General features: G+C 32.8%; 15 protein-coding genes and 1 pseudogene. All 16 read left to right on the top strand.

Annotation, left to right across the window (positions count from 1 at the left end):
- Positions 1-52: 52 nt before the first annotated feature.
- Positions 53-1,405: pseudogene (gene rlmD, locus BMY82_RS03585) on the top strand (23S rRNA (uracil(1939)-C(5))-methyltransferase RlmD); the annotation flags it as partial.
- A gap of 301 nt (positions 1,406-1,706) precedes the next feature.
- On the top strand, positions 1,707-1,988 hold the full coding sequence (locus tag BMY82_RS03580) for a CD1845 family protein (RefSeq protein ID WP_091974959.1): 282 nt from the start codon (positions 1,707-1,709) through the stop codon (positions 1,986-1,988).
- A 40-nt stretch (positions 1,989-2,028) separates the two neighbouring features.
- Positions 2,029-2,547, top strand: a complete 519-nt coding sequence (locus BMY82_RS03575) for a ClbS/DfsB family four-helix bundle protein (RefSeq protein WP_091974736.1) — start codon at positions 2,029-2,031, stop codon at positions 2,545-2,547.
- Between the two features lie 105 nt (positions 2,548-2,652).
- Positions 2,653-3,408 carry a replication initiator protein A gene (locus tag BMY82_RS03570; protein WP_091974734.1) on the top strand — a complete coding sequence of 252 codons (756 nt, stop codon included), beginning with the start codon at positions 2,653-2,655 and terminating at the stop codon, positions 3,406-3,408.
- A complete protein-coding gene (locus tag BMY82_RS03565) occupies positions 3,408-4,256 on the top strand; it encodes an ATP-binding protein (RefSeq protein ID WP_420358841.1) in 849 nt (282 codons plus the stop codon). The genes BMY82_RS03570 and BMY82_RS03565 overlap by 1 nt, the downstream gene beginning before the upstream one ends.
- Entirely contained in the window at positions 4,253-4,738 is a 486-nt protein-coding gene (locus tag BMY82_RS03560; protein WP_091974730.1) for a PcfB family protein, read from the top strand. Before BMY82_RS03565 ends, BMY82_RS03560 begins: the two co-directional genes overlap by 4 nt.
- Positions 4,735-6,516, top strand: coding sequence for a VirD4-like conjugal transfer protein, CD1115 family (locus BMY82_RS03555; protein WP_091974728.1), 1,782 nt, complete (start codon positions 4,735-4,737; stop codon positions 6,514-6,516). The genes BMY82_RS03560 and BMY82_RS03555 overlap by 4 nt, the downstream gene beginning before the upstream one ends.
- A gap of 233 nt (positions 6,517-6,749) precedes the next feature.
- Positions 6,750-7,061, top strand: coding sequence for a single-stranded DNA-binding protein (locus BMY82_RS03550; RefSeq protein ID WP_091974726.1), 312 nt, complete (start codon positions 6,750-6,752; stop codon positions 7,059-7,061).
- Between the two features lie 3 nt (positions 7,062-7,064).
- Complete coding sequence (locus BMY82_RS03545; protein ID WP_091974724.1) at positions 7,065-7,280, top strand: Maff2 family mobile element protein; 216 nt, start codon at positions 7,065-7,067, stop codon at positions 7,278-7,280.
- Between the two features lie 12 nt (positions 7,281-7,292).
- Positions 7,293-8,156, top strand: coding sequence for a VirB6/TrbL-like conjugal transfer protein, CD1112 family (locus BMY82_RS03540; protein WP_091974722.1), 864 nt, complete (start codon positions 7,293-7,295; stop codon positions 8,154-8,156).
- Between the two features lie 18 nt (positions 8,157-8,174).
- Positions 8,175-8,564 (top strand): hypothetical protein, encoded by a 390-nt coding sequence (locus BMY82_RS09570; protein WP_242938904.1) that lies wholly within the window; start codon positions 8,175-8,177, stop codon positions 8,562-8,564.
- Positions 8,534-8,941, top strand: a complete 408-nt coding sequence (locus BMY82_RS03530) for a PrgI family protein (protein WP_091974720.1) — start codon at positions 8,534-8,536, stop codon at positions 8,939-8,941. The genes BMY82_RS09570 and BMY82_RS03530 overlap by 31 nt, the downstream gene beginning before the upstream one ends.
- Positions 8,835-11,264 carry a VirB4-like conjugal transfer ATPase, CD1110 family gene (locus BMY82_RS03525; protein ID WP_091974717.1) on the top strand — a complete coding sequence of 810 codons (2,430 nt, stop codon included), beginning with the start codon at positions 8,835-8,837 and terminating at the stop codon, positions 11,262-11,264. The genes BMY82_RS03530 and BMY82_RS03525 overlap by 107 nt, the downstream gene beginning before the upstream one ends.
- A gap of 4 nt (positions 11,265-11,268) precedes the next feature.
- Positions 11,269-13,401, top strand: coding sequence for a CHAP domain-containing protein (locus BMY82_RS03520; RefSeq protein WP_091974715.1), 2,133 nt, complete (start codon positions 11,269-11,271; stop codon positions 13,399-13,401).
- Between the two features lie 12 nt (positions 13,402-13,413).
- On the top strand, positions 13,414-13,653 hold the full coding sequence (locus BMY82_RS03515; RefSeq protein WP_091974713.1) for a conjugal transfer protein: 240 nt from the start codon (positions 13,414-13,416) through the stop codon (positions 13,651-13,653).
- A complete protein-coding gene (locus BMY82_RS03510) occupies positions 13,628-15,166 on the top strand; it encodes a CD1107 family mobile element protein (protein WP_091974711.1) in 1,539 nt (512 codons plus the stop codon). Before BMY82_RS03515 ends, BMY82_RS03510 begins: the two co-directional genes overlap by 26 nt.
- The last annotated feature ends 81 nt before the right edge of the window (positions 15,167-15,247 follow it).

The following is a 15,247-nucleotide window of genomic DNA, read 5'->3' as shown; positions in this document are numbered from 1 at the left end:
AATAATTAATAAAAAATTATATAGATAGACAAAAGTCAAAGGAGGAAGAACTTTGCTAGAAAAAAATAAAAAATATGAATGCAAAATAGTAGATATAGGACAGGGTGGAGTAGGAATAGGAAAACACAAGGATTTTACAGTATTTGTAGACTCTGCACTTCCAGGTGAAATAGTAGATGTAAAAATTACAAAATCAAAGAAAAAATATGCAGAAGGTGTAATATCTAAAATAAAGAAAGAATCAGAAGATAGAGTAGAAAGAGTCTGTTCAATGAAGTACAGAAACTGCGGTGGTTGCCAAATACAAGAACTAGACTATCAAAAGCAACTTGAAATAAAGACAAACTCAGTAAAAGAAGATTTTAAAAGAATAGCAGGAATAGAAGACATAGAAGTACATGATACAATAGGAATGGAAAATCCTTTTAGATATAGAAATAAAGCACAGTTTCCAATACAAAGAGAAAATGGAAAGCTGAAAATAGGCTTTTATAAGAAAAAAAGTCATGATGTAATAGACATGGATAAATGCGTAATACAACATGAGGTAAATGATAAAATAATAGAAATACTAAGAAATTTCATTGAAAAAAATAATATTAGCGTTTATGACGAAAATGCTAACAAAGGCCTTTTGAGACATATAGTCACTAAAATAGGATTTACAACAAAAGAAGTAATGGTAGTTTTGGTAGCTACTAAGTCAGAAATACCACATATAGAAGAATTTTTAGAAGAATTGAAAGAAAATATAGAGGGATTTAAAACTTTAGTAGTCAATGTAAATGACAAGAAAACAAATGTAATACTAGGAAGAAAAAATAAAAATATCTATGGAAATGGAAGAATAATAGACTATATAGGAGACTTGAAATTTGAAATAAGTCCACTGTCTTTTTTCCAAGTAAATCCAGTTCAGACAGAAGTTCTATACAATAAGGCTTTGGAATATGCTAATATAGGAGAAGAGGATACAGTATTTGACATATATTGTGGAATAGGAACTATATCTCTATTTTTGGCTCAAAAAGCAAAGAAGGTATATGGTGTGGAAGTAGTAGAAGATGCCATTAAAGATGCAAGAAACAACGCAGAATTGAATAATATTAGTAATGTGGAGTTCTATGTAGGAAAGGCTGAAGAAGAAGTTCCTAAGCTATATAATCAGGGGAAGAAAGCGAATATTGTAGTAGTGGATCCTCCAAGAAAAGGATGCGATGAGAAGGTTCTTGAAACAATAGTGGATATGCAGGCGGATAGAATAGTTTATGTTAGTTGTAACCCTTCCACTCTTGCAAGGGACTTGAAGTATTTGGATGAAAAAGGATATAGATGTGTAAAAGCTCAGCCAGTGGATATGTTTCCGCATAGTGTGCATGTGGAGACGGTAGCGTTATTGTCCAAACTCGATGTCAATAATCATATAGAGGTTGAAATTGAGCTCAATGAGATGGATTTGACAAGTGCTGAAAGTAAAGCAACATATACTCAAATCAAGGAGTATGTATTAGAAAAATTTGGGCTAAAGGTTTCTACACTCTATATTTCACAGATTAAAAAGAAATGTGGAATTGAACTGAGAGAGCATTATAATAAATCAAAAAAAGAAAAACAGATTATCCCACAATGTACACCGGAAAAAGAGGAAGCTATAATGGAAGCTTTAAGACATTTCAAAATGATTGAGTAGAAAAGAAGTTAGTGTTATGAGATGGATATTAAAAATCTTTTTGGTCCCAATTAGTTGGATTTTAAGCATCCTTATTGCTGCACTAACATTTTTACTTAGTATAGGAACTACTATTTTATATTTTCTTATGCTATTTTGTATAGTTGGAGCAATTGCTTCTTTTTTACAAAAAGAGGTTACCATCGGGATAGAAGCCTTAATTATAGGTTTTTTACTTAGTCCTTATGGGATACCGATGGTTGGAGCATCAATTATAGCATTATTGCAAGGGATAAACGAGAAAATAAGGTCAGTTTAAATCAAAGAATTGATAAATCAGAAGTTGTAAAGGTGATTTTATGAGAGTATACGAAAATAAAGAAGAACTCAAAACTGAAATAAATAAAACATTTGGGAAATATATTGCAGAATTTGATAATATTCCAGAAAGCTTAAAAGATAAAAGAATTGATGAAGTTGACAGAACTCCGGCAGAAAATCTTGCCTATCAGGTGGGATGGACAACATTAGTCCTCAAATGGGAAGAAGATGAAAGAAATGGGATTCAAGTAAAGACACCATCGGATGAATTCAAATGGAATCAACTTGGTGAATTATATCAATGGTTCACAGATACTTACGCTCATTTATCATTGCAAGAGTTAAAATCTAAATTAAATGAAAATATTAATTCTATATATGTAATGATTGATTCATTAAGTGATGAAGAATTATTTAAACCACATATGAGAAAATGGGCTGATGATGCGACTAAAACAGCAGTGTGGGAAGTATATAAATTTGTTCATGTTAATACGGTTGCACCATTTAAAACTTTCAGAACAAAAATTAGAAAATGGAAGAAGATGGTGCTATAAATTTTAATTTGATTATTAAAAACTTTATAAATAGGGTTACCAAAGGCGATAGAGAAATAACTATCGTCTTTTTCTTTGTGAATTTTTATGAGAAAGGGGGAGGCTATGGATTTTGACTATTTTTATAATCGTGACACAGAAAGATTTAGTTTCTATATGCTACCCAAAGTTTTGGTAACCAATGATCTATATAAAAATTTATCTTCTGATGCAAAGATACTTTATGCTTGTTTATTAGAGCGTTCAGGTTTATCGTTTAGAAATAATTGGATTGATAAAGAAGGGCGAGTTTATATTATATTTACTGTCGAAGAAGTTATGCAGACTTTGAATAAGTCAAATAAAACAGCGGTAAAAATTTTAAACGAACTTGATGGAAACACGAAAGGAATAGGACTTATAGAGAGAAAAAGACAGGGACTTGGGAAGCCAAATATTATTTATGTAAAAGATTTTATGAGAATTCTTAGTTCCGAGTGTAAGAGTTACACTCCGGAAATGAAGAAATTACACTCCAGAAATGTAGGAAATACACTTCAAGAAATGAAGAAACTACACAGAAGTAATAATAATATAAATAATACTGATTATAGAAATACAGATTTTAGTAAGAGTGACATAACATTTGGAGAATTTCAAAATGTTGTTTTATCAGCAAGTGAATCAGAAGAATTAAGAAAATTACTAAATTCTCAATTTGAAAATTATGTTGAAAGATTATCTGCATATATGAAAAGTACTGGAAAAACATATCAAAATCATAAGGCAACAATTCTTTCATGGTTTTATAAAGATCAAGGCAAAAAGGGAAAAGCAAATATACCTACATTGGAAGATTATGATAAAGGAGAACATTTATAATGACCGAATTAAAAACAATGATGATAGAAGGGGTAGAATATTCTTTTAATCCAGAAAATGAGTATATAAAAGAGGGACATGCTTATTGTAAAATCTGTCATGAGCAAAAGGACGGCAAGATACTTGAGTTTTTGGGGAAAAAGATGATTTTTAAATCTTCGTGCAAATGTGATAGAGATAGAGAATACAAAGAAAAAGAGCGACAAAAAAAGTTAGAAGTGGAGAGATTAAAAAACAGTTGTTTTAGCTCGATTGTTCAGTGGACATATACATTTGAAAATTATAAAGGAAATAGAAATCAAAGCCTTATTATTGCTAAAAATTTTGTAAGAGATTACGAAGTAATGAAAAAAGAAAATGTTGGACTTTTATTTTATGGATCGGTAGGAAGTGGGAAAACCTACTTAGCTTGTTCTATTGCCAATGGATTAATAGAACGATATCAAGTAAGTGTAAAAGTAAGAAATTTTGCTCAAATTATAAATGAACTGCAAAAAGGTGGGTTTGATTTTGATAAAAATGCATACATCGAATCCCTTGTAAATACATCGGTTCTTATCTTAGATGATTTAGGAATAGAACGAGATACAAGCTATGCAAAAGAACAAGTATACAATATTGTCAACAGCAGGTATTTGAAAAACAAGCCTACTATTTTTACAACAAATCTTTCGTATGACAGCATTGTGAATTGTAAAGAAAGTGTAGAGTATCAAAGAATCTATTCAAGAATAACTGAAATGTGTATTCCAGTTATGGTAGTAGGGGAGGATTTTAGAAAGAAAATTCAAAAAGATAAATTAAACAAAAACAAAGATAGATTATTAATGGGAGGTGATCGAACTTGATTAATGAAGAAGTAGCAAGAAAAACCTTGAATATGGAAGTAAGAGCGGGAAAAGTAACTGGAAAGATTCTCTTGAACTTGTTGAAGAAACTGATGAAGGAGGCTGACAAATTAGGTGGACTTGAAAAGCTCGTCAATACAAATAGTAACGAAGTAAAACTTAAAGATTTAGTAAAGAAGGGACAATTGGAAGAAATTCCCGTTCAGGAAGTAGACTTAAAAGAATTAAAAAAAGAATTGAATAAAGATGGAGTGATGTTTTCGGTGATGAAAGATAAGGCAACTGGTAATCATTCCGTATTTTTTCAAGCTAAAGATATTAAAGTGATGGATAAGGCATTTAAAAAAACTATTTCATTGTCTGAAAAGAAGGCAGAAAGGAAAGACTCTATTCACAAAAACATAGAGAAATTTAAGAAAATGACAAGGAATACAATTTCTAAAGATAAAATCAAGAACAAACAAAAGGAACAGAGCCTATGATAGATAAAATAATAAAAGATATCAAAGGTTTATTTAAAATGCAAGATAAGGCAAAATTTGCAAGGCAGAATATTCCCTATCTTGTATTTTTCTATTTAGGGAATATTTTCTCTAATCATGTTCGAAGTTATGTAGGTGGCGATATTATAGACAAAATCTTTCAGGGGATATTAGAGCTTAATACGATGAGCTTTTTTCCAAGTATTCACCTTACTGATATTCTAATGGGTGTGGTTGTGGCAGCTTTAATTAAATTCATTGTTTATACCAAAGGCAAAAATGCTAAAAAGTTCAGACAAGGAAAAGAGTATGGCTCAGCAAGATGGGGAACGGCAAAAGATATTCAGCCGTATATGGATGAAAAGTTCCAAAATAATATCTTACTCACTCAAACTGAACGATTGACTATGAATGGCAGACCGGCAAATCCAAAGTATGCAAGAAATAAAAATGTTTTGGTCATAGGAGGGTCAGGGAGCGGAAAGACCCGATTTTATGTAAAGCCTAATTTGATGCAAATGCACAGTAGCTATTGTGTAACCGATCCAAAAGGAACAATAGTAATTGAGTGTGGGAAAATGCTTGAAGATAATGGATATGAGATAAAAATCTTAAATACCATTAACTTCAAAAAGAGTATGAAATATAACCCGTTCGCTTATCTTAGAAGTGAAAAAGATATTCTAAAACTGGTTCAGACGATCATTGCGAATACTAAAGGCGAGGGTGAAAAATCAGGTGAGGATTTCTGGGTGAAAGCCGAAAAACTCTACTACACAGCTCTGATTGGATATATCTTTTATGAAGCTCCAAGGGAAGAAAAGAACTTTGCAACACTTCTTGATATGATAGATGCCTCTGAAGTTAGAGAAGATGATGAAACCTATATGAATCCGATAGATAGACTCTTTGAAGCATTGGAAAAGAAAGAACCTACACACTTTGCGGTGAAGCAATATAAAAAATATAAATTGGCTGCGGGAAAAACAGCCAAGTCGATCCTTATTTCATGTGGTGCAAGACTTGCTCCATTTGATATTCAAGAGCTTAGAGATTTGATGAAAGAAGATGAGTTAGAACTGGATAGACTCGGAGATAGAAAGACAGCACTGTTTGTAATTATCTCAGATACAGATGATACTTTTAACTTTGTAGTATCTATCATGTATTCTCAACTATTTAATCTATTATGCGATAAAGCAGATGATGTTTATGGTGGTAGACTTCCTATTCATGTGCGTTGCCTATTAGACGAATTTGCGAATATCGGCTTAATTCCAAAGTTTGAAAAACTTATTGCTACAATCAGAAGTAGAGAAATATCTGCAAGTATCATTTTGCAGGCACAATCTCAGCTAAAGGCAATTTATAAAGATAATGCCGATACGATTGTAGGTAATTGTGATAGTACATTATTTTTAGGAGGCAAAGAAAAAACAACACTTAAAGAACTTTCTGAAACACTTGGTAAAGAAACTATTGACTTATACAACACTTCGGAGACAAGAAGTAATCAAAAGAGTTTTGGTTTAAATTATCAAAAGACCGGAAAGGAGCTAATGAGTCAAGATGAAATAACAGTAATGGACGGCGGAAAGTGTATTTTTCAGCTTAGAGGTGTAAGACCTTTTCTTTCAGATAAGTACGATATTACAAAGCACAAAAATTATAAGCTTTTGGAGGACTATGATAAGAAAAACACATTTGATATAGAGAAATATATTAAAAGACATGGTAAAGCAAAATTAAATAGAGAAACACTTATCACGAGGCTTTAAGTATATGATTTGCATTGTGAGATAGGAGGTAGTAGGGATTATGAAAAAATAAAATCATAAAAACAAAAGAATAAAGGTTTTCATTTAAACAGTAAGTCTAAAAAGATTTGCTGTTTTTTATTACAAAAACGAGGAGAAAAAATGTTAAGGATAAGAAGTCCAACTGTATAAAAATAGACAATAAAAGTATTTGAGATTTGAAAATGATTATTTTTTAAAAGGAGAAAAAATAAATGAAACAAGAAATGGTTAATATCAATGCAAATTTAGTTGCAGATCCTATTTTTTCAAGCTTTGAAAAAGATGGGGAAGAGGTAGAAGTTGTAAATTTTACACTGGTAAAAAAATATGGAAAAGGCAAGGACTATATTAACTGTGCAGCTTATGGAGACAAAGTAAAGATTGCAAAGAATTTTTCAAAAAGTGATTTTATTCATATATTTGGATATTTTAAGGAAAGAGAAAAAGATGGAAAAACCTATAAAAACTTTGTTGTTAAAGCATATAACAAAATTGAAAAGAAAGAAGAAAAAGAGGAGGAATAATTTATGGAGTTTTTTACACAGGCAGTAAATATATTAAAAATTTTAGTTATGGCAGTAGGAGCAGGACTTGGTGCATGGGGTGTGATCAATTTGATGGAAGGATATGGAAATGATAATCCGGGGGCAAAATCACAGGGAATTAAACAACTTATGGCTGGAGGAGGCATTGTTCTTATCGGTTTGAAGTTGATTCCTCTTTTAGCAAATGTATTAAGATAAAGGAGAAAGATTATGTTTGGTATTTTCGACAAAATAGAAGAATTTTTCAAAGAACTTCTACTCGGAGGTATCCAAGCAAACTTAGAGTCAATGTTTCTTGATATCAACGATAAAGTTGGTACAGTTGCAACAGATATTGGGAAAACGCCTATGGGTTGGAATGGTGAAGTTTTTGGTTTCATAAAAAACATCAATGATTCAGTAATTATCCCAATAGCAGGATTAATTATTACTGCCGTTTTATGTATTGAGCTTATCAATATGGTAATGCAAAAGAATAATATGCATGATACAGATACTTTTGAATTCTTTAAATACATTATCAAAATGTGGATAGCAGTATGGTTAGTATCACATGCGTTTGAATTTTCAATGGCAGTCTTTGATGTTGCTCAACATATGGTAAACAAGGCGGCAGGGGTTATTAACACCTCTGCCACCGTTTCCGGAGAACAGATAGTGGCAATGATTGATTCATTAAAAGATAAGGAACTTGGAGAACTTGTCATGATCCTCTTTGAAACTTCGCTCATCAGGGTTGCTATACAGGCAATATCTATTGTGATTATGCTTGTAGTCTATGGAAGAATGTTTGAAATATATATTTATTCATCAGTTTCAGCCATTCCGTTTGCAACTATGGGAAATAAAGAATGGGGACAGATAGGAACAAATTATATAAAAGGTTTGTTTGCAATAGGGCTACAAGGACTCTTTTTGATAGTTTGTCTTGGAATCTATGCGGTATTAGTTAAAACAATACAAATTACAGATATACACACAAGTACATTCACTATACTTGGATATGCAGTTTTGTTGGGGTTGATGATGTTAAAGAGTGGAACACTGGCTAAAAGTGTATTAAATGCACACTAAAAGAAAAGGGGCGATACTATGAATAAAAGAAAAGCAATACTTCCAATTATGATTCTGGGAACAGGTGCTTTATCACTCGTTTATAAAATTTGGCTTTATAAGAGGATTAAAGAATTAGAGCATAAAACAAAAGAACTTGCTCATTACCATAATGATTTTTGTCTTGTACAGGGAAAGTGCAATAAAAGCATGGATGAACAGATTATAAATATTCAGGAAGAAATTGGTTCTGTTTATGAGCATATTGAAGGGCTTTTAGATATGCAAGAAACAAAATATACAGATGAAAAAGAGTGTAAAAAAGAGAATAGCTATTGTGATAAAGATTTAGAAAAACAGAATAAACAATTAAGCAAAAAACAGAAGGGAGGTAAATTATGGCATATGTACCAATCCCAAAAGATTTAAAAAAGGTAAAAACAAAGGTAGCCTTTAACCTTACGAAAAGACAGCTTATAGGATTTACAATTGCAGGATTAGTAGGGGTACCAATCTATTTGTTTATGAGGAAGGTGGTTCCTAATGATATAGCTGTTATATTTTTGATTGTGTCAACACTACCGATATTTTTTATTACCTTATTTGAAAAAGATGGACTGACATTTGAAAAATATTTTAAATATATTTATCTTCATAAGTTTTACCAACCTCAAAAGAGAGTGAGAAAGGAGGTTTACCTTGAAAGACAAAAGAAGAATTCAGCAAATAAAGTTAGAAAGTCGTCAAAAAATCTTAAGAGAAAACAAAAAAGACCTGAGAAAAGAAAAAATAAAAAAGGACAATAAAAAATTATCCATATTGGATTTATTTTTTAAAAAAGAGGCAAAAAGGTACACAGTAGAAGATACGATTCCATATCTTAGAATGCTTAAAAATGGAGTTTGCCAGATAGACAAAAATCATTTTAATAAGAGTATTGTATTTGAGGATATTAATTATCAACTGGCTTTAGAGGAAGATAGGGATCTAATTTTTAATCAATTTGCAAATTTTTTAAATTCCTTTGATCCAAGTGTTGGACTTGAGCTTTCTTATATTAATCAACTTGGGAGAAATGAAGAAATGCAGTCAGCAATTCAGATACCGGATAAACAAGATGGTTTTGATGATATACGATTAGAGTTTAGAGAAATGCTTAAAAGCCAAATTTTAAAAGGAAATAATGGGTTAAAAAAATCAAAGTATATAACCTATACAATAGAAGCCGATAATTTAGAACACGCAATCTCAAAGCTTGAAAGATTGGAAATAGATATATTATCAAATCTTAAAAGTATGGGCGTTAGAGCAGAAAGCCTAAGCGGAGATGAAAGACTGAAAATACTTCATGATGTACTAAATCCGGGTAAAACCTTTAATTTTTCATACGAGGAATTAAAGAAAAGAGAAAGCACTAAGAATTATATTGTACCTGATGAATTCAATTTTACACCAAGTAAATATTTCAAATTCGGTAAGTTTATCGGAGCAACAAGCCATTTTCAAATCCTTGCAAGTGAGCTTTCAGACCGTATGCTTGCTGAGTTTTTAGATATAGATGATAACATCAATATCTCTTTTCATATCAAGGCGATTGAGCAGTCAGAAGCCATAAAGATGGTCAAAAGAAAAAATACCGACATTGACAAGATGAAGATTGAGGAGAATAAAAAGGCTGTAAGAAGTGGGTATGATATGGATATTCTTCCAAGTGATTTAATCACCTATGGGGAAGATGTAAAAAGCCTCTTAAAAGACTTGCAGACCAGAGATGAGAGAATGTTTGTTGTAACTATTATCTTTATGAACTTTGCAAGGACAATCCAAAAGCTGGATAACACTATTTCTCAAATCAGCTCCATTGCCAATAAGCATAATTGCAAGTTAAAAAGACTCGATCATGCACAGGAGCAGGGCTTAATCAGTGTACTTCCTCTTGGGGTAAATAAGATTGAAATCGACAGAGGACTAACCTCATCATCTACGGCAGTGTTTATGCCTTTTACCACAGAGGAGCTTTTCATAAACTCGGCAAACAGTTTGTACTATGGACTAAATGCCCTAAGTCATAACCTGATTATGGCAGATAGAAAGAAACTGAAAAACCCGAATGGTCTAATCCTTGGAACTCCGGGAAGTGGTAAATCCTTTAGTGCAAAAAGAGAAATGGCAAATGCCATTCTTACAACCGATGATGATGTGATTATCTGCGATCCGGAAGGTGAGTACGGAAACCTTGTGTGTCAGTTTAAGGGAGAAGTCATTAAGGTCAGCAGTAAGTCAAAAGACTATCTCAATCCCCTTGACATCAATATGAACTATGGTGATGGGGACGCACCACTGAAAGATAAGGCAAACTTTATTATGTCTATGCTTGAATTAGTAGTTGGTGGTAGTGGACTTACAGCTGAAGAAAAGTCGGTTATAGATAGATGCTTACCTAAGATTTATGAAAAGTATTTTGAAAATCCAGAGCCTTGTAATATGCCTATTCTTCAAAACCTGTATGATATGTTAAAAAATCAAGAAGAAAAAGTCGGCAAAAAACTCGCAACGGAAATGGAGATTTATGTAACAGGCTCTCTTAATGTATTTAACCATCAGTCCAATGTGGACTTAAATAAGCAGCTTCTTTGTTTTGATATTAAGGAGTTAGGTTCGCAGCTTAAAAAAATTGGAATGCTTGTTATTCAGGATCAGGTTTGGAACAAAGTATCGCAAAACAGAGGAAATAAGGCTACAAGGTACTATATTGACGAGTTTCACTTATTGTTAAAAGACGAGCAGACAGCTTCTTATTCCGTAGAGATTTGGAAAAGATTTCGTAAGTGGGGAGGAATTCCGACAGGTATTACACAGAATGTCAAAGACCTACTTATGAGTAAGGAAATTGAAAATATCTTTGATAATACGGACTTTGTTTTAATGCTTAATCAGGCTTCAGGTGATAGAGAAATTTTAGCAAGGAAACTTAAAATCTCACAGCCACAGCTAAAATATGTAACTAATTCCAATGCAGGAGAAGGACTTTTGTTCTTTGGAAACACCATTGTTCCTTTCCTTGATAAGTTCCCGAAAGACACAATCCTTTACCAGAAGATGACAACCAAGCCTGAAGAAGTGAGGTAGGCTTATGGAAAAGAAATTGAAAAAAGACTTTAAGGAAAGGCAAAGGGCAAGGATTGAAAAGGAAACACTGCAAAGTAATAGCAGCATAGATCCTGAAGAAAGTAAGTTAAAGCATAATGATGATTACAGAGGGAAAATCGTCCATGATAAAGACAGATTTCAAGATAAGGTGCATGATAAAACAAGCAAAATGATCTCTGATAGTGAACCGGTTCGAGGGACTTCCAAAAGAAATGCAAGGTATAGAAGTTCTGAAACAGGAACTGTAAGTCAGGATGAAATTGGAAAAGCGGATTATGGTACTGAGGTTAAGGATGGAAAAATCTATTATCCTTTAGGAAAAGATCTGGATAATGATGGAATCATAGATAGATATGACAATGACTTTAGAGATAGCGACTATTTTGAGTCAACCTATGATGTAGAGGATAATCTGCAACATAAAGCTGAAGATACAAAAGACTTCTCAAAAAGCCAAAAAGCTCAAAAGAAAAATTATAAGAGGAAAAACTATTCCGATAAGCTCTATACCAGAAAAAAAGATGCTGAAGCCAAAGAGGAAAAGGTGGACAATAAAAAAAGCGGAAAAGAAGCCATTCTTGATAGAGAAAAGAAAAACAAGCTTTCTAAAGAACAGGAAAAAATTTTCAGGGATAAGGCTTCTAAAGTATCTGCTTTATCAGGCTTAGCAAAAGGAAGTGAAACCGTACGGGATTATTTATCTCATGGAAGCGATGAAAATCAAGGGGTAGAGGCAGGAGAAAAGACAGCCGATACAAGCTCAAAGCTCATTCATGGTATTAAGAACTACTCGGATAAAAAAAGAGCAAAAAAAGGATATGACCTTACAAATAAGGACTATAAAATCAGAAAGCGAAAATCCAAATTAGAGTTTCGAGATGCCAAAGAAAAATTGAAAAAGACGGAGGAATATCAAAAAGCAAATAACTTTAAGCGATTTCAAAAGCGAAAGCAGATGAAAGATTCCATTAAAAGGCAGAATAAGTCAAGGCTTAGAGATCGCATTAAGGAAGGTCTTATCGGCAGTCTTAAAAGTTCAAAGGAAGTTATATTAAGAAAAGCAAAGGGACTTATGATTATTTTCATAGGTCTTATTATTTTAGGAACTTTTATGATTAACTTTGCGGGAACATCCATGACTGGAGTTATGAATACTACAAGTAGTGTTTTAACAACATCTTATTTATCAAGTCCAAATGTCTTAAGTGAAATAAACCAGAAGTTTTCAGAGATGGAACAGGAGCTTCAAAATGAAGTTGATAATGTAGAAGAAAATTATCCCGGATATGATGAATATATCTTAAATAACACGGAGTATATCGGTCATAATGTCCATGAGCTTTTGTCCTACATTACATCAAGATGTGGAGAGGTAAAGAATGTATCAGAAGTAAACTCCATATTAAAAGAATTGTTTGAGACTATGTATGACCTTGAGTATAGGGAAGAAATTGAAATTAGATACAGAACAGTTACGGAAACCTATACCGATGAAGATGGCAATGAATATACCGAAAGCCACGAAGAACCTTATGAGTATAAAAAGCTCATTGTAACGCTTCATAAAAAAGAGATGGACAGTATTATCCGAAAGGTATTTGCAGACTATCCCGATAATTTAAAGCACTATGAATCGCTATTTTTAGCTCAAGGAAACATGGGAGAAGTCTTTGGAAATACCGACCTTATCATTTCAAATGGAGGTATAGGTGGAGGAAAAGAGTACGAAGCTTCAGATGAAGTGCAAAAGAAGATTGTAAATGCTGCATATATTACGCCGTCTCCGGGTGCAGGCTGGTGTGCTATGTGGGTATCTCAGGTCTATCAGAATGCGGGACTTGGATATATCGGAGGAAACGCTAATGATATGTATCGAAACTATACCTTTACATCGGATAGATCAAAGCTAAAAGTTGGAATGCTTGTAGCGGTTGAAAGTAGCAGTAGTGGAAGTACAGCCGGACTTACCTATGGTCATGTCGGTATCTATATTGGAGACGGTAAGGTCATTGATAACATCGGTCATATAAGAGTAACTACCTTAGATAATTGGATAGCAACATTTTGTAAGCATCATCCGGTAGGCTTCGGTTTTCCACCAAATGTAAATAGATAAGGAGGGAACAATGTGAAAAAAGAACTTACAACAGTTAAAAATAAAATAAAGAAGTTAAAGGATAAAAAGGCTCTGATTGATGAAGAATTGGAGTCTTTATTTATTAGGGAAGAAGAACTTGAAAACGAAGAAATCATTGCCATTTGCAGAAAGAATAACATCACAATCAGTGATTTGATGGCAAAAGTAAACAGAGAAAAAGCAGAACTGAAAAAGGAGAAAACAAATGAAAACCAGTTTGAAAAAGAATAAGAAGCTTTGGATAGCGTCCATTGCAGTAATTGTAAGTATTAGCTGCCTTTTAGGACTTTGTACAGTAGTTTATGCACAGGAGCACAAAACTGAAAATCCTACAAAAAATGAGGCTGTTCAAACGGAAGTTGAAGTAAATGTGAAGTATATTTTTGAAGATGAGAAGGTCTTTAAGGAAGAAAAGATAAAGGCTAAGAAAGGACAACTTCTTGATAGTGGAGATCTTCTAATGCTCACTGATGATATGAAATTTATTGATGAATTTCTTTTCTATGAAGTAAAGGGAGATGGGAAAGATGAGATTATCCGTAAGGTAGCAAAGGCTGAGCCTAAGAATAAAGAAACTGAGACGGAAGAAGAAAAGCCAAAGCCAAAGCATGATGAAAGCACGCAGACAGAAGATAAAAAGACAGAGAATAAAGGAACACAGACAAAGCTTTCTAAAGATGATATTTCCGAAATGGAAAAAGGGGCAAAGGAGCTTCGGGAAAAACTTGATAAGTTAAATAATGAAATCAAGGATAAAGATAAATTAAGTGATAAGCAGAAAGAAAAAATCAAAGAACTGGAAGATGAAGTTGAAAGCCTGAAAGAGAAAATGAAAAAAGATAAGAAAAATAAAGAACTGTCTTCTGAATTGATAAAGGAAATAGACAAGCTGACTGACAAGGTTAAAGAACTTGAGGAAATTAAAGAAGAAGCAAATATGGCTCTGACATCATCTCATTCTATTACACCGATTAATCCAATTTCCGGTATTAAAACAAGCTCGAATATTTCTCCTCAAGCACCACAGACCTCTGTAAATAGTTCTGGTAAAGGTTCACCTGATACAGTAAACTCAGGCAGTGCTACAAAGGATACAAGTAAAATGGAAGTAAGGGAGAAAGAAAAGGAAGTCCGCTATCCCAATAAGTTAACAGCTAAAGTTCCTGCTAACAACAGCGGTTTGGATTCATCAATGGATACTACAAGCAATGATATAAGTACCAATAAGGGAGTAGCTTCAGCTCCATCAAAGGCAAGAGCTTCTGTTACAGAGAATAAAGATAATGCGAATAATGACTATCCGATTCATCATGGAGATAGTAGTGATAACAAGGAAACGGATCAGTATTCAGCAGATGCAAGGCAGTTTGTTACCTTTCAAACCAAAAATGGGAAGACCTTTCATTTAATCATTAACCACGATGAACAAAGTGAAAATGTGATGTTACTTACAGAAGTCTCTGAAGATGATCTTTTAAATATGATTGAATCAAAGGAAAAACCAAAAGAAGTAGTTAAAGAAGAAACCGTAAAAGAAGAAACAGTTACTAAAAAAGAGGAAGAAAAAAATAATTTAGGGACATATATCATACTTGTTCTTGTAGTAGTAGGAGCTTTAGCAGTAGGATATTACTTTAAAGTTATGAGAAAGAAAGAAAACGAAGAATTAGAAAATTTTGAGGAAGAAGAAGATTTTTTTGCTGAAGAATCAGCAAATGAAGAAGACGATTACTTTGAGAATTAAAAAATTATAACTAACAAACAAAAAATCTCAAAGAAAGCAAAGTTCATTTGAACAATTGCTTTCTTTGAGAACGAAAGGAGA

The organism is Peptostreptococcus russellii, assembly GCF_900110295.1.
Taxonomy (GTDB): Bacteria; Bacillota; Clostridia; order Peptostreptococcales; family Peptostreptococcaceae; genus Peptostreptococcus; species Peptostreptococcus russellii_A.
This window is presented reverse-complemented; position numbering and strand designations above follow the sequence as displayed.